The following is a 20360-nucleotide window of genomic DNA, read 5'->3' as shown; positions in this document are numbered from 1 at the left end:
ATATTTTACTACATTAGCCCGTAACATAACTTTATAAACAATCAAACTAATGGAATCAATAATTATTTATTTGCCAGTTATCATGGCATTAATTGGTCTTGCTTATATGGCAGTAAAAAGGTCTTGGGTATTAAAACAAAATGCTGGGGATGGTAAAATGAAAGAAATTTCGGATTATATCTATGAGGGGGCCTTGGCTTTTTTAAAAGCCGAATATAAATTATTGACCTTATTTGTTATAGGTGCCAGTGTTGCTCTGGCTGCAATTTCCTTTATAGTGCCCACTACACATATTCTTATTGTAGTGGCTTTTATTTTTGGGGCATTTTTTTCTGCCTTGGCCGGAAATATGGGGATGAAGATCGCTACAAAAACCAATGTTAGGACTACCCAGGCAGCACGTACCAGTTTGCCCGAGGCCCTTAAAATATCCTTTGGTGGGGGTACGGTTATGGGATTGGGGGTAGCTGGCCTGGCCGTTTTGGGTCTAACCACTGCTTTTATTCTCTTGTTTCAATTTTTTATGAACGGTTCGTGGACTTCTACCGAAGACATGACTATTGTTCTTGAAACACTGGCAGGATTTTCTCTTGGAGCAGAATCTATCGCCTTGTTCGCCAGAGTGGGTGGAGGAATCTACACCAAGGCAGCAGATGTAGGTGCGGATCTAGTGGGGAAGGTTGAGGCCGGGATTCCGGAAGATGACCCAAGAAACCCTGCTACTATTGCCGATAATGTTGGGGACAATGTTGGGGACGTTGCCGGTATGGGAGCAGATTTATTTGGTTCCTACGTGGCTACCGTATTGGCTGCCATGGTTCTTGGAAATTACGTTATAAAAGATATGGGCGGAGCAATAGAAGATGTCTTTGGAGGTATTGGCCCCATTCTGTTGCCTATGGCTATTGCTGGTTTTGGGATACTGTTTTCAATTGTTGGAACCATGTTGGTTAAAATAAATAGCAATGATGCCAAAGAAAAACAAGTGCAGGGAGCCTTAAATGTTGGTAACTGGGTATCAATTGGTCTTACCTTGATTACCTGCTTTGCCCTAGTAAAATATATGTTGCCCGAAACTATGCAAATGGAGTTTTTTGGAGAAGGCTTAAAAGATATTTCATCTATTAGGGTATTTTATGCCACCGTAATTGGTTTGGTAGTAGGAGGGGTAATCTCTTCGGTTACCGAATATTATACGGGATTGGGAACTAAACCTGTACTGGCTATAGTTCAAAAATCAAGTACAGGTGCGGGAACCAATGTAATTGCCGGTTTGGCAACAGGTATGATCTCTACCTTCCCTACCGTTCTTTTGTTTGCGGCTGCCATTTGGGCATCCTATGCTTTTGCTGGTTTTTATGGGGTTGCATTGGCGGCATCTGCAATGATGGCAACTACGGCCATGCAGTTGGCTATTGATGCCTTTGGGCCTATTTCAGATAATGCTGGGGGTATCGCAGAAATGAGCGAACAGGAACCCATTGTCAGGGAGCGTACCGATATTTTGGATTCGGTAGGAAATACTACTGCTGCCACTGGTAAAGGTTTTGCTATTGCTTCTGCTGCATTAACGTCTTTGGCGCTATTTGCAGCTTATGTAACCTTTACGGGAATTGACGGGATAAACATTTTTAAAGCTCCTGTATTGGCCATGCTGTTTGTAGGAGGTATGATTCCCGTAGTGTTTTCTGCTCTGGCAATGAATTCTGTTGGTAAGGCGGCCATGGATATGGTGTATGAAGTACGCCGACAGTTTAAGGAGATACCCGGGATCATGGAGGGTACAGGAAAGCCCAATTATGCGAGATGTGTGGATATCTCCACCAAAGCCGCCTTGCGCGAGATGATGTTGCCCGGAATTCTGACCATAGGTTTTCCTATCGCCATTGTTATCCTGGGAAAATTGGTATACGGGAGTGACAATCAATTGATAGCCGAAATGTTGGGAGGTTATATGGCCGGTGTTACCGTTTCCGGAGTGCTTTGGGCAATATTTCAAAACAACGCCGGTGGGGCATGGGATAATGCTAAGAAATCTTTTGAAGCTGGAGTGGAGATAAACGGGGAAATGACCTATAAGGGGTCTGATGCCCATAAGGCTGCGGTAACCGGGGATACGGTTGGAGATCCTTTTAAGGATACTTCTGGGCCTTCTATGAATATATTAATTAAACTTACCTGTCTTATAGGGTTGGTTATTTCTCCAATATTAGGGGGACATACGGTGGATAATGGGGTAACCAATCAAGAGGTTGAAGTGCAAATGCAGGTAGAATCAACAGATTTGGCCCAAGCAGTTGTAACATATACCACAACAATAAACGGCAAGGCTACAACGCAAGAAAGGAGAATTAAAGGTACAGCGCAAGAGGTAAAGGCCCAGTTGGAGGCAATTGAGGGTAGCGCTTCAAAACCTGGTGCGAAGGGTGAAAAAGTGGTAATCGATAAAATCGAGATCAGGAAGTAAGTTGCAGAACCAATATTTTGGTATTATATTTAAAAGCCCCGTTGTTCGGGGCTTTTACTTTCTAATTGGGTAATAGCAATATCATATGGATTATCATGATTTAACCACCCTGGGAATTGCATTTGGTCTTGGTCTTTTGGTTGGTTTGCAGCGTCAAAAGGTAAATAATCAGATGGCTGGGGTAAGGACTTTTACGCTAATCGCTATTTTGGGCGTATTGGCAGGTTTTCTGACAAGGGATCTTCAAAACCCTTTTATACTGCCTATTCTGGGGTTGGCACTCACCGCCTTATTGGTTGTGGCAAATATAATAAAATTAAGGGCCTTTAGCGATCCGGATGTGGGGCAAACCACCGAGGTTGCTGCCTTGATTATGTTTGCGATAGGAGCTTATTTGGTCGTAGGCGATAGGGTGGTAGGTGTTATAATTGGAGCTTCAATGTCTGTACTGCTGTATATAAAGGAAAGTCTTCATGGCTTAATAGATAAATTAAAGGAAAAGGACTTCGCTGCCATAATGACCTTTGCGGGGATTTCATTGGTGATTCTTCCTATTTTGCCCGATAAGACTTTTGGTCCCTATCAAGTATTGAATCCTAGGAATATATGGTGGATGATAACGCTTATAGTAGGCCTAAGTGTTTTAGGATATTTTATATACAAGTTTGTTGGGAAAAAAGTTGGGATTATCTCTAATGGGATATTAGGAGGATTGATCAGTAGTACGGCTACCACAGTTAGTTATGCCAGAAAGACAACAGATACGGTATCAATAAGTAAAATGGCCGCTTTTGTTATTACTACGGCCTCGGCAATAGCCCTGGTCAGGGTAATGGTGGAAGTGGGGGTGGTGGTACCCGACAAAATTCCGGTTATGCTTTTGCCGCTAATATTGCAATTTGTTGTGATGGCCATTATATGTGTTGGTCTGTTCTACAGTATAAATAAGGAGTCGGGAGATGACAGTATGCCAGAGCCTAGTAATCCGGCCCAATTTAAGAGTGCTTTGGTTTTTGGCCTGCTTTATGGGGCTATATTATTGGCGGTTGCCTTTGCCAAGGAGGAATTAGGGAATGAGGCTCTGTACATTGTGGCTATAATTAGTGGGCTGACAGATGTGGATGCCATTACCCTTTCCCTGTCCCAACTGGTTAAAACCGATACCCTGAATGCAGCAACGGGTTGGCGACTTATTTTATTGGCCTCATTATCCAATCTTGCTTTTAAGGGAGTGTTGGCACGGGTGTTGGGCAGTAAGGAGTTGGGTAGATGGATTGCAATTTCCTTTGGGATTGCCATTGTGGCCGGAGCAATTTTAATTTGGTTGTGGCCTGTCTCATGGCACCTATAAGAACAAGAGAAAAGCAGCAAGTTTAGCTTTGGTTCCGGTGTTTTTTTAGACTTATGCTTGGTTTACCTTATTGGGGTAGTGCAGCAGGGGGTGTTAGAACAGGCCGTTTATTTCGGCATCGATCTTGTTGATAACCAATCCCAGATCTTCAGGGATATCAACAAAATTAAGTTTGTCCACATCTATAACCAGAAGGTTGCCCTTGCTATAGCTTTGGGCCCAAGCTTCATAGCGCTCGTTTAGCCTACTTAAATAATCAATGGAGATGCTATTTTCGTAATCACGCCCCCTTTTGTGTATTTGGTTAACCAAATTGGGGATGGAACTCCGTAGGTAGATCAACAAATCAGGAGGTTGTACCAAGGTTTCCATTAACTCAAAAAGACTGGTGTAATTGTCAAAATCCCTATTGGTCATGAGTCCCATTGCGTGCAGGTTGGGAGCAAAAATATGGGCATCCTCATAAATGGTACGATCCTGAATAGTGTTTTTTCCACTTTTTCTGATTTGTAATATTTGTCGGTACCTATTGTTTAAAAAGTATATCTGGAGATTAAAACTCCATCTTTCCATTTGATTGTAAAAGTCGTCTAAATACGGATTGTCAACTACATCTTCAAATTGAGCTTCCCATTGGTAGTGTTTGGCCAATAATCTGGTTAAGGTAGTTTTTCCAGCCCCAATATTTCCTGCAACGGCGATATGCATAGGTCTCTGTAATTACGGTTAGTGTTGTGGATACTTCTAATTAAGGGGTGCAATATACAAGATATAGCGAGCAAGTTAAAATCTTTGGATGAATATCCGATAAAAAACCTATGCCATGGGACGGTGATTTTTTTTCAGGTATGGATTAAACCAAAAGACTTCTTTGTAGTCTTAAGCTTAATATTAAACAATAACAAAATGAAAAATTACCTTTTTTTGCTACTGATTTTAATCACCCCTATCACGGGTATTTATGCTCAAGACTTTCAGGGTGAGGCTACTTATTTCAGTAAAACATCTGTTGATATTAATTTGGACGGTAGGCAGATGCCGGAGGATAGGAAGAAACAGATAATGCAAAGGATTAAGGATGCCAATGAGCGTACCTATAAACTAACCTTTGATAAAACACAGTCTATTTATAAGGAAGAAGAAAAATTGGAGCAGCCAGGAAACGGAAGGGGGCCATCAAGATTTGGAATGATGAACCCTTCCGGTGGGGATTATTATAAAGATGTAAAAGAAGGAAGGTATAAGGTAAAGAATGAGCTGCTGGGTAAAATTTTTATGGTAGATGATGAATTGCCGCAATTGGACTGGAAGTTAGGAGGGGAAACAAAGCAGATTGGGAATTATACAGCTTTTAAGGCTACGGCCATAAAAAGTATAAAAAGGCCTAATATGAGGGCCATGTTCCGTCGTAGGGGAGAAAATACCGAAAACAAGGAAGAAGAGGAGTTTATTGAAAAGGATGTAGAGATAGTGGCCTGGTACACCCCAGATATTCCGGTGAGTCAAGGACCTGGGGAATATTGGGGGCTTCCAGGCTTGATCTTGGAGGTTACTGATGACGTAACGGTTGTACTGTGTACCAAACTAGTGATCAACCCAGCAGATAGAAAAGAAATTAAAGCACCCAATGGAGGTAAAAAGGTAACCCAAAAGGAGTATGATAAAATTGCGAAGGAAAAGATGGCAGAAATGAGAGAGAATTTCCGTGGTGGAGGCGGTAGAAGGGGTGGGGGAAGGCCTTAATAAGTATCATAGACAGTTTCTTACAAATTTATCCTTTTGGTGTTTTAATTATTATAGATGTATAAAAAGAATTTTTTTTTAGTGTTGGCCCTGCTTTTAATGTTATCAACAGCTTATGGCCAAGAAATTACCCTATCGGGAATTGTTAAGGATACGACCGGTGTGGGAATTGATATGGCGAATGTAATCGCTATAAATACAGAAACCAACGCCTTGGAATCCTACGGCATTACCAACCACAGTGGACAATACAAGCTAAATCTAAAATCGGGCAGCAATTTCAAAGTACGCGTTAGTTATTTGGGGTTTAAGACCGAAGAATTTACTTTTACCGCACCGGATAACAATGCCGATAAGGATATTGTAATGCATGAGCAGGCCAATCAGTTGGACGAGGTGGAAGTTACTTATGAGATGCCAGTTTCGGTTAAGGGTGATACCATAGTTTACGATACCGACTCCTTTGTTAACGGTACCGAAAAAAAATTAAAGGATGTGCTGTCCAATTTGCCAGGAGTGGAGATAAATGATGACGGACAAATAGAGGTAGAGGGCAAGCAGGTAACCAAGGTAATGGTGGAAGGAAAGGATTTCTTTGATGGGGATTCCAAATTGGCAGCAGAAAATATCCCGGCCAATGCACTGGATAAAATAGAGGTGTTGCGAAATTATAATGAAGTTACCCAAATGAAGGGGTTGACAAACGATAATGATAATGTGGCCCTTAACATAAAACTTAAAGAAGGAAAAAAACGCTTTTGGTTTGGTGAGATAACGGCAGGATACGGTACAGAGGATAGCTATCTGGCGCACCCTAAGCTATTTTATTACAGTCCGGAATACAGTATCAATATTATTACAGACCTTAACAATATTGGGGAGGCACCCTTTAATAGAAGGGATTACCAGAATTTTACCGGCGGTTTTAGGAACCTTGGGACAAGAGGAGGGAGTTCTATAGATATCGGAGGGGATGGTCTAGGCCTTTCCAGCTTGCAGAACAATAGGGCGAAGGAGATAGATACCAAGTTTGCTGCGGTGAATTTTAGTTATTCCCCAAAAGAAAATTGGGACCTTAGTGGATTTGGTATTTATTCCTATACCGGTACCTTAATGGAAAACCAAACGCGAAGGGTTTATATCTCTTCCAATGAAACCGAAGACGCTACCACTTCCACGGACCAAACCGCGCATTTGGGATTGGCAAAATTTAGCTCGGTTTACAAACCCAATGATCGGTTTCAATTTGATTACGATGTGCTGCTAAAGCAATCCGATGATGATGAAGTGCAAAATGTACTCTCCGTTTCCGATGTTACCGATGAGATTACCGAAGTAAAAAAGCAGAAACCGGTATCGGTAAGTCAGAATGCCAATATTTATTATACTTCGGAGAATGCCAAGAATATATTTGCTTTTGAGGCCCAGCATATTTATCAGGATGAAGATCCTTTTTATACGGCCATGCGCGATAATTTTGCCTTTACCGATATTTTTCCAGTAGATCAAGAGCAGGATATTTACAACCTTAACCAGGGCAAAAACACCGTTACCAATAAGGTAGATGCCAAGTTGGACTACTATTGGGTAACCGGATTAAAAAGCAATTTAAATTTCACTTTGGGAACCACGCAAAGCCATCAAAATTTTGATTCCAATATTTTTCAAATTTTGGATAACGACACTTCCTTGGGTTTTGTGGACCCTGAATTTAACAACGACGTAACTTATAGTATTTCAGATTTGTATTTGGGCTTGCATTACAAGGTGATTGCTGGAATTTTTACTTTTAATCCTGGGGTGACATTGCATCAATATGGGGCCAAAAACAGTCAGCTAGGTAGCACAATAAAGGATGATCTTACTGCTTTGTTGCCCGATTTGTATATCAACGCACAACTTAAAAAATCAGAGAATATTAGGTTTAATTATCGGGTAACCCGCTCCTTTACAGATATCACTAAGTTTGCGGAGGCTTATGTCCTAAACAACTATAATTCTGTTTACTCTGGAAATAGGGATCTGGAGAGTGCCTTAAATCATAATTTGTCCTTGAACTTTTTTAGTTTTAATATGTTTAATTTCACAAATATATTTGGAAATGTAACCTATACCAAGAGGATAGATGCCCTTAAAAGTGCTTCTGAGATCATTGGTATTAATAGGGTTGGTAGTACAATCAACTCTAATTTGGAGGACGAATCCTTAAGTGCCAACGGAAGGTATCAGCGTACCTTTGGTAAAATAAAAGCCTCTGTTGGGGCCAATGTCAATTGGTCTGCTACCAATAACATAGTTGATCTTGAGCCTAGAAAGTCTGAATCCTTCACCCAGAATTATACATCTTCCTTGGCTACCAATTTTAGGAACGCACCAAATTTGGAGTTGGGGTATAGGTATACGGTAAACAACTATGACAACGGGGGTAGGGCTACCACCTATTACACCAATAGGCCGTATGCCAAATTGTACGCTACCTTTTTAAAGTCTTTTATTTTTAATTTGGATTATGATTATTATAAATATAGGGATGAAGAAGATACCATAGACAATACCTACAGCTTTTTGGAGGGGAATCTTACCTATCAGAAAAAGGACAGCCCATGGGAGTTTGGAGTTAAGGGAACAAATCTACTTGGAACAGATACCTTGAACAGGGACAGTACCAATGAATTGTATTTTACTACCTCCTCTTATTTTATCCAGCCCAGATATGTTCTTTTTACCGTAAAATATGACCTGTAATATTCCTTTGTAAAAAATGTTGTTAAACATTTTTAGTTACGTCGGTAATTCTTGTACTTTTGTACCCGAAAAAAATCGAGGAAGGATTTGACTGATTGCAACCTCAAGTGCTGAAGTAATTTCAGTATAATCAAATGCTAAAGCAGTTTTTATTGTTTCTGTTCCATGGGAGCTTAAACATTCATACTTCTCTAGTGTGCTTCGTCAAATCCGTATTAATTTTATTTAGAAAGGATTTATGGCATATTTATTTACTTCGGAATCGGTTAGTGAAGGACACCCAGATAAAATAGCAGATCAGATCAGTGATGCGTTGTTGGATAATTTTTTAGCCTTTGACCCGGAAAGTAAGGTGGCGTGCGAGACATTGGTGACTACTGGGCAGGTTGTCTTGGCAGGTGAAGTTAAGAGCCACACCTATTTGGATGTGCAGCAAATAGCTCGAGATGTCATAAACAGGATAGGTTATACCAACGGGGAGTATAAGTTTAGTGGTGATTCCTGTGGTGTTATATCCTTGATCCACGAGCAGTCCAAAGAAATTAATCAGGGTGTAGATCGTGGTTCCAAAGAAGAACAGGGAGCAGGAGATCAGGGGATGATGTTTGGTTATGCTACCAAAGAGACCGATAATTATATGCCTTTGGCCCTGGATATATCCCACAAGATATTACAGGTTTTGGCCGATTTACGACGTGTGGGAGATACCATTGGCTACTTAAGGCCCGATGCCAAGGCACAGGTGACCATTGAGTATTCTGATGATAACGTGCCTCAGCGTATAGATACTATTGTGGTTTCTACCCAGCACGACGAGTTTGACGAGAGTGATGAGGTGATGCTCGCCAAAATAAAGAAGGATATCATTTCTGTGTTAGTGCCCAAAGTAAAGGAGCAATTGCCACAGGATATTCAGAAATTGTTCAATGACAGCATAACCTACCATATTAATCCAACCGGGAAATTCGTCATAGGAGGGCCTCATGGGGATACCGGTTTAACCGGGAGAAAGATAATAGTGGATACCTACGGTGGCAAGGGAGCCCATGGCGGAGGGGCATTTAGTGGAAAGGACCCCAGTAAGGTAGACAGGAGCGCCGCCTATGCTGCCAGACATGCGGCTAAAAACCTTGTGGCTGCGGGAGTGGCAGATGAAATGTTGGTGCAGGTAAGTTACGCTATCGGGGTGGTAGAACCCACCTCTATTTTTGTAGATACCTATGGCACCTCTAAAGTGGGTCTTAGTGATGGGGAAATAGCAGAGAAAGTGGCGGAGCTGTTCGATATGCGTCCCTTTGCCATTGAAGAGCGATTAAAACTACGGAATCCTATATATCTGGAAACTGCTGCTTATGGACATATGGGCAAGGAGCCAAAAAGTGTGACCAAAGTTTTTGAATCCCCTTATAATGGGCGAATAGAGAAAGAAGTAGAATTGTTTACCTGGGAAAAATTGGACGCTTTGGAAGCAGTGAAAAAAGCGTTTAATTTATAATTTCTTTTAAAAGATTAGGAAATTAGAATTTTCCATACCTATATTTGCAAACCTAAAGTTCAAACACTTATTGAATTGTTATCAAGAAAGGTGGAGGGAATAGACCCTTTGAAGCCTTAGCAACCCTTTGATTTTTTGTTGAAGAAGGTGCTACATTCTACCTAAATACTGATCCGATGCCTATTGGAACCTAGTCAGTATTCATGGCAGATAACACTGAGGATTACTTCTGTAATTGACTTTCTTTTTAACTTTTTGATTTTACAATATTGCATTGTCTGCATTATTTGTTTTTACTTTTTATTTATATCTTATAAAAATTTATAAAAAAAACAAGAAATCATGAGTACTCAAAAATTTGCTACAAATGCATTACATGCTGGTCACGACACAAATTTAACAGGTGGGACCAGGGCCGTGCCAATCTATCAGAACACAGCTTATGTGTTTAACGATACCGATCATGCGGCCAACCTTTTTAACTTGTCCCAGCCCGGTTATATTTACACCAGGTTAAACAACCCTACCAATGACATTTTGGAGCAACGTTTAGCTGCTTTGGAAGGAGGTATAGCATCTGTAGTTACCGCTTCAGGGACCGCAGCCATTTCTACGGCATTAATGGTATTGTTAAAAGCGGGAGACCATATTGTTGCTTCCAATAGCCTTTATGGTGGTACCTATAACCTTTTAGCGGTAACCCTGCCTAGATTGGGTATTACAACAACCTTTGTAGAGCCCGGGGACAAGGAGAATTTTGCCAATGCCATTCAGGACAATACTAGGGCTATTTTTGTGGAGTCCTTAGGAAACCCAAAATTGGATGTGTTGGACCTAAAGACTATTTCTACGGTGGCCAAAGAAGCAAAAATTCCATTTATTGTGGATAATACGGTTGCAACCAGTGCTTTGGTAAAACCAATAGAGCACGGGGCCAACATTGTGATCCATTCCCTTACCAAATATGTAAATGGGAATGGTACCTCCATGGGTGGAGCTATTATTGATGCCGGTACATTTGATTGGAGCAGTGGGAAATTCCCTGAATTTACAGAGCCTTCTCCTGGGTACCATGGACTTATATACCATGATGTTTTGGGAGCTGCCGCTTTTATTGCAAAGGTTAGGGTAGAAGGTCTTAGGGATCTTGGCGCCGCTTTAAGTCCGTTTAACGCTTTCCAGATCATCCAAGGATTGGAAACCTTAGAGATTCGTATTAAGAAACACAGTGAAAATGCATTGAAGCTAGCTGAGTGGTTGCAGGACAGGGAAGAGGTTGCTTGGGTAAATTATCCTGGCCTGGCATCCAGTCCATACCATGAATTAGCCAAAAAATATCTGCCTAACGGGCAAAGTGGCATTGTCACCTTTGGTGTTAAGGGAGGTTATGAGTCGGCCAAAAAGGTGGTGGACGCAACCAAATTATTTTCCCTATTGGCCAATATAGGAGATACCAAGTCCTTGATTATTCATCCAGCTAGTACAACCCATCAGCAATTGGACGAGACAGCTCAGGAAACAACAGGGGTGACCAAGGATTTAATACGTCTCTGTGTTGGATTGGAGGATATTGAAGATATTAAAGCAGATTTGGAACAGGCATTTTCGGTCATAGACTAATGGGTATTGGCTTAAGTAATATTTTATTTCCCTAATACATTCATATATAAAATGATTTGGGAGCGTATAAATCAATTTCCTTAGTAAAAGGGCGCTCCCATTTTTTTGTATCTCCACGGTCCAAGTTCTTTAGAAATTTATAGTACAAACACCTTATGTTACATCATCTTTTAATTAATAAATACCAAACCTGTAGCGGTAAAACCTTGGATATTAAATTATCCTATGAGGTTTTTGGCCTACCCTTACATACTGCCCCCATAATTTTAGTAAACCATGCCCTGACCGGAAATTCCAATGTGGCGGGGGAAAACGGGTGGTGGACTACCTTGATAGGGGATGGTAAGTGTATTGATACTAAAAAATATACCATACTATCCTTTAATATTCCGGGTAACGGATATGATGGCTTTGTAATAGATAATTACAAGGACTTTGTGGCTAGGGATATAGCCCATATCTTTCTTTCTGGCTTGGAGCAGTTAAAAATAAGTAAGGTTTTTGCACTTATAGGAGGTTCCTTAGGCGGAGGAATAGCTTGGGAAATGGCGGCTTTGGATCCCCATTTGGCAGAACATTTGATTCCGGTTGCCTCTGATTGGAAATCAACAGATTGGTTAATAGCCAATTGTCAGATCCAGGAACAGTTCCTTATCAATTCCAAACAGCCTGTTCATGATGCGCGTATGCATGCTATGTTGTGTTATAGGACGCCAGAATCCTTTAAGGAGCGCTTTAAGAGGAGTACCAATGAGGAATTGAAAGTTTTTAATGTGGAGAGTTGGTTAACCCATCATGGAAAAAAATTGCAGGAACGCTTCCAATTGTCGGCCTATAAATTGATGAACCAATTGTTGAAGACCATTGATATAACAAGGGATGGAGAGGAAGCCTTTATAAAACTACAGGATAGTGATACCAATATTCATATTATTGGGGTAGATTCCGATCTATTTTTTACGGCCCAGGAGAATAAGGATACCTTTAAAAAATTGGCACAGGCCAATAGCAATGTTACTTATGGGGAAATCCACTCCCTACATGGTCACGATGCCTTTTTGATCGAATTTAATCAAATGGAGGAATTGCTAAAAGGAATTTTTGACCATAATGGCAGATCTAAAAAGGTAAAAGTGTTGAAATTTGGTGGCAAATCCTTGGCCAATGGTGAAGGTTTGAACACGGTATTGAAGATCGTTACCGATAAATTCAAAGCCGGAGAAAATATAGCTGTTGTGGTTTCTGCTAGGAACAAGGCTACAGATCAATTGGAAGCCATGTTGGAAAAGGCAGCCAATGGAGCCGATTACCTCAAAGATTTTAAGGCCTTTGAAAAATATCAACAGCATACCTATGGGCAGATAGATCTTTCCGAAGAATTTAAGTCTTTGTTAAAACTATACGAAGGAGTGGCCATACTGGGGGATTATAGCCCAAAAATTAAAGATCAGGTTTTGGCCCACGGAGAATTGATCTCTGCCAAAACAGTAGCTCGCTTGCTGGCGGATAAGGGAGTAAAAGCCCAGTTTATAGACTCTAGGCAGCTTATAAAAACCGATTCCAATTTTGGCGATGCCAAGGTGTTGGAGACCTTGTCCAAGGACAATGTAAAAAGTGAGTTTGGAAAATTGGAAGTGGGTACAGTTGTGGTTACCACCGGTTTTATCGCTTCAAACGAATTGGGCGAAACCACTACTTTGGGTAGGAATGGAAGTAATTATTCGGCCGCATTATTGGCAAACTACCTCAATGCGGAAGAGTTGCAAAATTATACCCATGTTGACGGTATCTTTACGGCCAATCCGGATTTGGTGCCCGAGGCACAGCGAATCGAGGAACTTTCCTATAGTGAGGCCAATGAACTTGCTAATTTTGGAACTACCATTTTGCATGCCAAGACCATTATCCCATTAATAGAAAAAAATATTCCCCTTCGCATCTTAAATACCTTTAACGATGATAACGAGGGAACCTTGATCAGCGCCAGTACCAATAAGGAGGGTATTAAGTCCCTATCTGTAATAGAAAACATGGCGTTGATTAATTTGGAAGGCCGTGGCTTATTGGGTAAAGTAGGAGTTGATGCTCGTATATTTAGGGTTATGGGCAATAATAATATTAGTGTTAGCATTATTTCCCAGGGATCCTCGGAGAGAGGTATCGGTCTTGTGGTAGATGCCCAAAATGCCCCTTTGGCGAAGAGGGCTTTGGAAGAGGAATTTCAAACAGATTTTAAACTGCAGGACATCAATAACATTACGGTTGTGGATCAGGTGTCGGTAATCTCGGTAGTGGGTGAGGACCTAAGCACTTTTTACAAACCCTATAATGCATTGATAAAAAATCAGATAGTCCCTCTGTTGTTCAATAATACCATTTCTGGTAAGAACGTGAGTTTGGTGCTTAAAAAATCGGATATGCATAAGGCTTTGAACGTTATGCACGGTCAGATTTTTGGTATTAGCAAGAAAGTGAATATTGCCATATTTGGGCATGGCAATGTGGGTGGGACCCTTATTGATCAGATATTAAAATCCAATAAGACCATAGAAAAGCGGAAAGGTATTCATCTCAATGTGTTTGCAGTGGCCAATTCCAAAAAGGTTTTGCTTAATAATAAAGGTATAGCCAAGAACTGGAAAAACGCCATGGAGACCAAGGCCGTTCCCTACACCATGGACGATATTTTTAAATACGCCAAAGAGCACCATTTGGAAAACCTAATAGCAGTGGATAATACGGCCAATGAGGATTTTGTATCGGCTTATTTTGATTTTGTGGACAATGGTTTTGATTTGGTGTCCTCCAATAAAATTGCCAATACCTTAGGTTTTGATTACTATCAGCAGCTGAGGGAAGAACTTGCCAAGCATCAAAAACAATATCTGTACGAGACTAATGTTGGGGCAGGCCTACCCTTAATAGATACCATTAAGTTGCTGCATTTGTCCGGAGAGAACATTACCGGTATAAAAGGTGTATTTTCAGGTTCGTTGAGTTATATTTTTAATACCTTTTCTGAGAAGGATGCACCTTTTTCTGATATTTTGCAGGAAGCTATGAAGCTTGGTTTTACCGAGCCCGATCCGCGAGAAGACCTTTCTGGGAATGATGTAGGCAGAAAATTGCTGATCTTGGCCAGAGAGCTGGATCTGAGCAATGAATTTTCTGATGTGCAGATAGAGAATTTAATACCGGAGTCCCTGCAGGATGGTGAGGTGGATGATTTCTTAAAGCGCCTTGATGTGTTGGATGAAAAGTTTAGTAAGATAAAGAACGCGCAAAAGCCTGGGCACGTATTACGTTATGTAGGAGACCTATCCGGGGACCTACAACAGGAGAAAGGGAATTTGGAAGTAAAATTGATCTCGGTTCCCAAAGAAAGTGCACTGGGGCAAATTAAAGGGTCCGATTCCATAATAGAAATATATACCGAATCCTATGGGGAGCATCCCTTGGTGATACAAGGTGCCGGGGCAGGAGCAGCTGTAACGGCCAGAGGGGTATTTGGTGATATATTGCGCATTGCTGAAAAAGGATAGTTTTGGCGCTTGCAGCGGCGAGCATAGGAACAGAGGTGTTAGCTAGGCTTATGTGATATATGGTCTGTCTGCCCTGGAAGTTGGTATAGAGAATGGAAATAGCTGCGAAGATAGTAAATGGTCCAATGAAAAAGTATGGGGATTATCCCGGAAAAGGGATGTTGTAAGAATTATTTAGATCAGAAATTATGAGTAAGAAATATCAATTTGAAACAGAAGCAATACGCACTCAAACAGAGAGAACACAATTCCTGGAGCATTCAACACCTATGTATTTAACCTCTAGTTTTGTTTTTGAGGATGCTGAGGATATGCGTGCATCCTTTGCAGAGGAAAAGGATCGTAATATATATTCCAGGTATAGCAATCCCAATTCCTCAGAGTTTATAGAAAAGGTATGTAAGATGGAAGGGGCCGAGGACGGATTTGCATTTGCTTCTGGAATGTCTGCTGTGTTTTCCACTTTTGCAGCATTGTTGGAAAGCGAAGATCATGTTATTTCTTCAAGGAGTATTTTTGGATCTACTCATAGTTTGTTTACACAGTTTTTGCCTAAATGGAATATTACTACATCCTACTTTAAGGTAGATGAACTGGATACTTTGGAGGAATTGCTTACGCCAAAGACCAAGATTATTTATGCGGAAACACCTACCAACCCAGGAGTGGATGTTTTGGACTTGGAAGTATTGGGGAATTTTGCCAAAAAACACAATTTAATTTTTATAATCGATAATTGCTTTGCATCGCCCTATTTGCAGCAGCCAATTAAATTTGGGGCAGATTTGGTGATCCATTCGGGAACCAAATTAATGGATGGTCAAGGCCGGGTATTGGCAGGGATAACCGTAGGTAGCAGGGAATTGATAGATAAGGTGTATCGCTTTTCTAGAATTACAGGTCCGGCATTGTCCCCTTTTAATGCATGGGTGCTTTCCAAAAGTTTGGAGACACTGTCCCTTAGGGTGGACAAGCATTGTGATAATGCCTTAAAACTGGCAGAATATCTGGAAGGACACCCAAAGGTGAATTGGGTGAAATATCCCTTTTTAAAATCCCATCCTAAATATGAGGTGGCCAAAAAACAAATGAGAGCCGGGGGCTGTGTGGTAGCTTTTGAAGTAAAAGGAGGGGTGGAAGCCGGACAAAAGTTCTTTAATGCCATTAAGATGTTATCGCTATCCGCTAATTTAGGGGATTCCAGGAGTATAGTAACCCATCCTGCCTCTACAACCCATAGTAAATTGTCTGTGGAAGAAAGGTTGTCTACATCCATCACAGATGGTATGGTTAGGGTTTCAGTGGGATTGGAGCATATAGATGATATTATTGCCGATATATCGCAAGCCTTGGACCAATAAATGTAATGGGAAAAAAGGGTAGTAAAGCTAAGTAGAGGCTATTTGATTTTCAAAATTTAGATAGGTTTTATAGAAAGTGTTAATTTTCCTTATCTTCGCTGAATGCTTTCCAAAAAGACAAAATATGGATTAAAGGCACTTACCTTTTTGGCAACCCAGGAAGGGAGAGTACCTGTTCAAATATCGGAAATTGCCCAGCATGAGAATATCTCCCAAAAATTTCTGGAGAGTATACTTCTTACCTTAAGGAAATCGGGACTTCTTGGCTCTAAGAAAGGCAAGGGCGGGGGCTATTACCTAATTAAAGATCCCAAGGATATTCCCATGACCACTGTTATGAGGGTGTTGGAAGGTCCTATTGCCATGGTGCCCTGCGTAAGTTTAAATTTCTATGAAAAATGTTCCGATTGCCCGGATGAGGCCAGTTGCTCCGTGCATAAACTGATGCTTCAGGTAAGGGATAGTACCTTGGATGTATTTAGAAACAACACTCTGGCAGATTTGGTGCCCTAAAGGGGCTGATTTTGAGAGACAAAGGTTGTTTTTTGGGAAATTTTATTGATGATTTCCGTAAAATTGCTGGACTTTCTTTAAAATTAAAAGAGATTTTTTATTAATCTACTAAAATTGTAGGGTAATCTAAATTTTAAATGAATTTTAGTATGCTGTTTTCCAAAATAGTTTTATTTTTGCTTACTCTATTAAATCGATAGGGTAATAAATAATAAGTTTTTTGTCATATGATTGCTGAACAATTGGTTGCAAATAATAACAAAAGCACGGTTACTAAAAGTTATAAGGCGGACAAGAGCACCGAGAACCCAAAGAGGAGTGTTGCCAAGTCTATAAGCTGGAGAATAATAGGAACCTTGGATACGATGCTGATTTCTTGGATCGTTACCGGAACATTGTCTGTTGCGTTTTCTATTGGGATGGTGGAATTGTTCACCAAAATGATTTTGTATTTTTTCCATGAAAGGATATGGAATAAAATTAGCTGGGGAAAGTAATTGGATAAATTACAAAGAATTTAAAGCGATTAAAAGATGGCATTTACAGAGGAGCAAATACAAAAATTAAATCAAGAATTTAAGGGTAAACAACCGCAAGAAATAATTTCTTGGGCAATAGATCAGGCGGCTAAGGCAGTGGTGACCACTAACTTTAGGCCGTATGAGGTGGCTATTTTACATGCGGTTACCCAGGTAGATTCCTCTATTCCCGTAATTTGGTGTGATACCGGTTATAATACCCCCAATACCTATAGACATGCGGAAGAATTGATAGATAGGCTTAAGTTGAACATTAAACTATATGTGCCTAAGCAAACATCTTCCCATAGGGATGCGGTGATGGGAATTCCTGGTATCGAGGACCCTAGGCATCAGCTTTTTACCGAGCAGGTAAAATTGGAGCCCTTTAGGAGAGCTATGGAAGAGCATAGGCCAGATGTATGGTTTACTAACTTGCGCAAGGGGCAGACAGCTTTGAGGGATAGCTTGGATGTTTTAAGTCTAAGTAAGGATGGTGTGTTAAAAGTGAGTCCGTTTTATCATTATAGTGACAATGAATTGGACGTGTATCTAGAGGAGAGAAACTTGCCTAATGAGCACAAGTATTTTGATCCTACCAAGGTTTTGGAAAACCGGGAATGTGGGTTGCATACCTAAGAAAAAAATATTAACAATTGGAGTGTACTTCTTAGTGGGGCTTCCAATAAATACGAAATTATTTTGAGCACAATAGAATCAGAATTGGAAACATTGACAAAGGTGAACGAATCAAAGGAGTTGGAGGTATTGAACAATAATGCCCTTGAAAACGAGGCTATTTATATTTTAAGGGAAGTGGCAGCACAGTTTGAAAGACCTGTATTGCTTTTTTCAGGGGGTAAGGACTCCATAACCTTGGTGAGATTGGCCCAAAAGGCCTTTTATCCGGCAAAAATTCCTTTCCCATTAATGCATATTGATACTGGGCATAACTTTCCAGAGACTATTGCCTTTAGGGATAAGTTGGTAAAGGAATTGGGGGTAGAGCTTATTGTGAGAAATGTGCAGGACTCCATAGATCAAGGTAAGGTAGTAGAGGAGACAGGTAAATACTCCAGTAGGAATATGCTACAGACCACTACTTTGTTGGATGCTATTGAAGAGTTTAAGTTTGATGCCTGTATAGGAGGGGCCAGAAGGGATGAGGAGAAGGCGCGTGCCAAGGAGAGAATTTTTTCTGTGCGTGATGATTTTGGGCAGTGGGATGAAAAAAGTCAACGTCCCGAATTATTTGATATGTTGAACGGTCAGATAGAATTGGGTCAGAACGTAAGGGTTTTCCCTATTAGCAACTGGACCGAACTGGATGTGTGGAGCTATATACAAAAAGAACAGATAGAGATACCTTCCATCTATTTTGCCCATAAGCGTAAAATATTCCTGAGGGATGGGTTTATATGGTCTGCCGAAGATGACGTGGTTTTCCGTGCCGAGGATGAAAAAGTGGAAGAGAGAATGGTTCGCTTTAGAACGGTAGGGGATATGAGCTGTACCTCTGCGGTATTCTCCAATGCAGACACCATAGAAAAAGTGGTGGGTGAGATTAGGGAATCCAAAATATCGGAAAGAGGGGCGCGTATAGATGATAAGCGTTCCGAGGCAGCAATGGAGAAAAGAAAACAACAAGGATACTTTTAAGACGGGACCTTATCATAGTTGGCAAGCCAAGGATTGCCTTTTTAAAGGGACCAATTACAAAACACAAAAGAAATGGAAGTACTAAAAATAGCAACAGCAGGAAGTGTAGATGACGGGAAAAGTACCTTGATCGGAAGATTGCTGTATGACACCAAATCACTTACCGACGATAAGTTGGAGGCCATAGAAAAAACAAGTAAACAAAAAGGGTATGACTACCTTGATTTTTCCTTGGCCACAGATGGATTGGTAGCAGAAAGGGAGCAGGGGATCACTATAGATGTGGCACACATCTATTTTTCTACCCCTAACAAAAGTTATATCATTGCAGATACCCCTGGTCATGTAGAATATACACGGAACATGGTGACCGGTGCTTCTACATCGCAGGCGGCCATAATATTGATAGATGCCAGAAAGGGAGTTATAGAACAGACCAACAGGCATTTCTTTATTAATAATTTGTTGCGTATAAAAGATGTGATCGTTGCTATCAACAAGATGGACTTGGTTGATTTTTCTGAAGAGAGATACAATGAAATTAAGGCCGATTTTGAGGAATTAATGAGTAAGCGAGATTATCAAGACCAAAAAATAACCTTTATCCCTGTAAGTGCTTTGAAAGGAGACAATGTGGTGAACAGGTCAGAGAATACTCCTTGGTATAAAGGACAGACCCTTTTGGAGCATTTTGAGGAATTGGATAGGAAGGATATCTTTAATGTAGGAACCCCAAGGTTCCCAGTACAATATGTAATACGCCCAAAAACTGAAGAGTTTCATGACTTTAGAGGGTTTGCCGGAAAAGTTTACGGTGGAGAGTTAAGTGTAGGTGATGAGGTAGTGGTATTGCCGTCCATGACCAAATCCAAGATTAAAGAAATTTATTTTTACGATAAAAAATATAAGACGGCTACCAGGCGTTCCTCTGTGACCATTACTTTGGAAGATGAAATTAATGTGAGTAGGGGAGATATGCTGGTGAAGGTTGGCGACCTGCCAACTATAGACAAACAATTTACGGCCACGGTTTCATGGATGGATTCACAACAATTAACGGTTGGTGGTAAATATGTGGTGCAGCACGGCGTAAATAAAGTATTGGCCAAAGTAGAGAATATCCACCATAAGATCAATCCGGACTATTCTGGAATTGATACGGAAATCAACGCTTTGGGTATGAACGATATTGCCCAGGTTACCTTTAGGTTGAACAAGCCCATTTTTTACGATTCCTTTAAAAATCATAGAACCAATGGCTCGTTTATCTTAATTGATAACCAAACCAATACAACGGCAGGAGTTGGTTTTATAAACTAATTTCCCTGACTTCCAATTCTTAAACG

The 20360-nt window shown here is 40.7% G+C and carries 14 protein-coding genes and 1 riboswitch; of the genes, 13 read left to right on the top strand and 1 reads right to left on the bottom strand.

Going from position 1 to position 20360, the window contains the following annotated elements:
* Positions 1–49 precede the first annotated feature (49 nt).
* On the top strand, positions 50–2467 hold the full coding sequence (locus tag EHW67_RS14575) for a sodium-translocating pyrophosphatase (RefSeq protein ID WP_126163112.1): 2418 nt from the start codon (positions 50–52) through the stop codon (positions 2465–2467).
* A gap of 85 nt (positions 2468–2552) precedes the next feature.
* A complete protein-coding gene (locus EHW67_RS14570; protein WP_126163111.1) occupies positions 2553–3818 on the top strand; it encodes an MgtC/SapB family protein in 1266 nt (421 codons plus the stop codon).
* Positions 3819–3911: 93 nt separating this feature from the next.
* On the opposite strand, the gene EHW67_RS14565 is transcribed toward EHW67_RS14570, so the two are convergent.
* On the bottom strand, positions 3912–4526 hold the full coding sequence (locus EHW67_RS14565; RefSeq protein WP_126163110.1) for a deoxynucleoside kinase: 615 nt from the start codon (positions 4524–4526) through the stop codon (positions 3912–3914).
* 198 nt (positions 4527–4724) lie between these two features.
* Between EHW67_RS14565 and EHW67_RS14560 the strand changes: the two genes are divergently transcribed.
* The 11 genes from EHW67_RS14560 (at position 4725) to EHW67_RS14510 (ending at position 20334) form a co-directional block, all read left to right on the top strand.
* Positions 4725–5561, top strand: a complete 837-nt coding sequence (locus tag EHW67_RS14560; RefSeq protein ID WP_126163109.1) for a GLPGLI family protein — start codon at positions 4725–4727, stop codon at positions 5559–5561.
* A gap of 57 nt (positions 5562–5618) precedes the next feature.
* Positions 5619–8306 (top strand): carboxypeptidase-like regulatory domain-containing protein, encoded by a 2688-nt coding sequence (locus EHW67_RS14555; RefSeq protein WP_126163108.1) that lies wholly within the window; start codon positions 5619–5621, stop codon positions 8304–8306.
* 238 nt (positions 8307–8544) lie between these two features.
* A complete protein-coding gene (metK, locus tag EHW67_RS14550) occupies positions 8545–9801 on the top strand; it encodes a methionine adenosyltransferase (protein ID WP_126163107.1) in 1257 nt (418 codons plus the stop codon).
* A 75-nt stretch (positions 9802–9876) separates the two neighbouring features.
* Positions 9877–10018, top strand: a riboswitch (SAM riboswitch).
* Positions 10019–10143: 125 nt separating this feature from the next.
* The gene (locus EHW67_RS14545; RefSeq protein ID WP_126163106.1) at positions 10144–11421 is read left to right on the top strand and encodes an O-acetylhomoserine aminocarboxypropyltransferase/cysteine synthase family protein; all 1278 of its coding nucleotides are present in this window, start codon (positions 10144–10146) and stop codon (positions 11419–11421) included.
* Positions 11422–11576: 155 nt separating this feature from the next.
* On the top strand, positions 11577–14963 hold the full coding sequence (thrA, locus tag EHW67_RS14540) for a bifunctional aspartate kinase/homoserine dehydrogenase I (RefSeq protein WP_126163105.1): 3387 nt from the start codon (positions 11577–11579) through the stop codon (positions 14961–14963).
* Between the two features lie 188 nt (positions 14964–15151).
* Positions 15152–16324 (top strand): trans-sulfuration enzyme family protein, encoded by a 1173-nt coding sequence (locus tag EHW67_RS14535; protein WP_126163104.1) that lies wholly within the window; start codon positions 15152–15154, stop codon positions 16322–16324.
* Between the two features lie 102 nt (positions 16325–16426).
* A complete protein-coding gene (locus EHW67_RS14530) occupies positions 16427–16837 on the top strand; it encodes an RrF2 family transcriptional regulator (RefSeq protein ID WP_126163103.1) in 411 nt (136 codons plus the stop codon).
* A 227-nt stretch (positions 16838–17064) separates the two neighbouring features.
* Complete coding sequence (locus EHW67_RS14525) at positions 17065–17334, top strand: DUF2061 domain-containing protein (RefSeq protein WP_126163102.1); 270 nt, start codon at positions 17065–17067, stop codon at positions 17332–17334.
* A gap of 36 nt (positions 17335–17370) precedes the next feature.
* A complete protein-coding gene (locus tag EHW67_RS14520; RefSeq protein ID WP_126163101.1) occupies positions 17371–17994 on the top strand; it encodes a phosphoadenosine phosphosulfate reductase domain-containing protein in 624 nt (207 codons plus the stop codon).
* Positions 17995–18078: 84 nt separating this feature from the next.
* Positions 18079–19014, top strand: a complete 936-nt coding sequence (cysD, locus tag EHW67_RS14515; RefSeq protein WP_394343593.1) for a sulfate adenylyltransferase subunit CysD — start codon at positions 18079–18081, stop codon at positions 19012–19014.
* Between the two features lie 72 nt (positions 19015–19086).
* Positions 19087–20334, top strand: a complete 1248-nt coding sequence (locus tag EHW67_RS14510; RefSeq protein WP_126163100.1) for a sulfate adenylyltransferase subunit 1 — start codon at positions 19087–19089, stop codon at positions 20332–20334.
* The last annotated feature ends 26 nt before the right edge of the window (positions 20335–20360 follow it).

The sequence above is a fragment of the Arenibacter aquaticus genome, assembly GCF_003957295.1.
Classification (GTDB): Bacteria; Bacteroidota; Bacteroidia; order Flavobacteriales; family Flavobacteriaceae; genus Arenibacter; species Arenibacter aquaticus.
The sequence above is the reverse complement of the archived record's forward strand: the minus strand, read 5'-3'. Positions and strand labels throughout refer to the sequence as shown.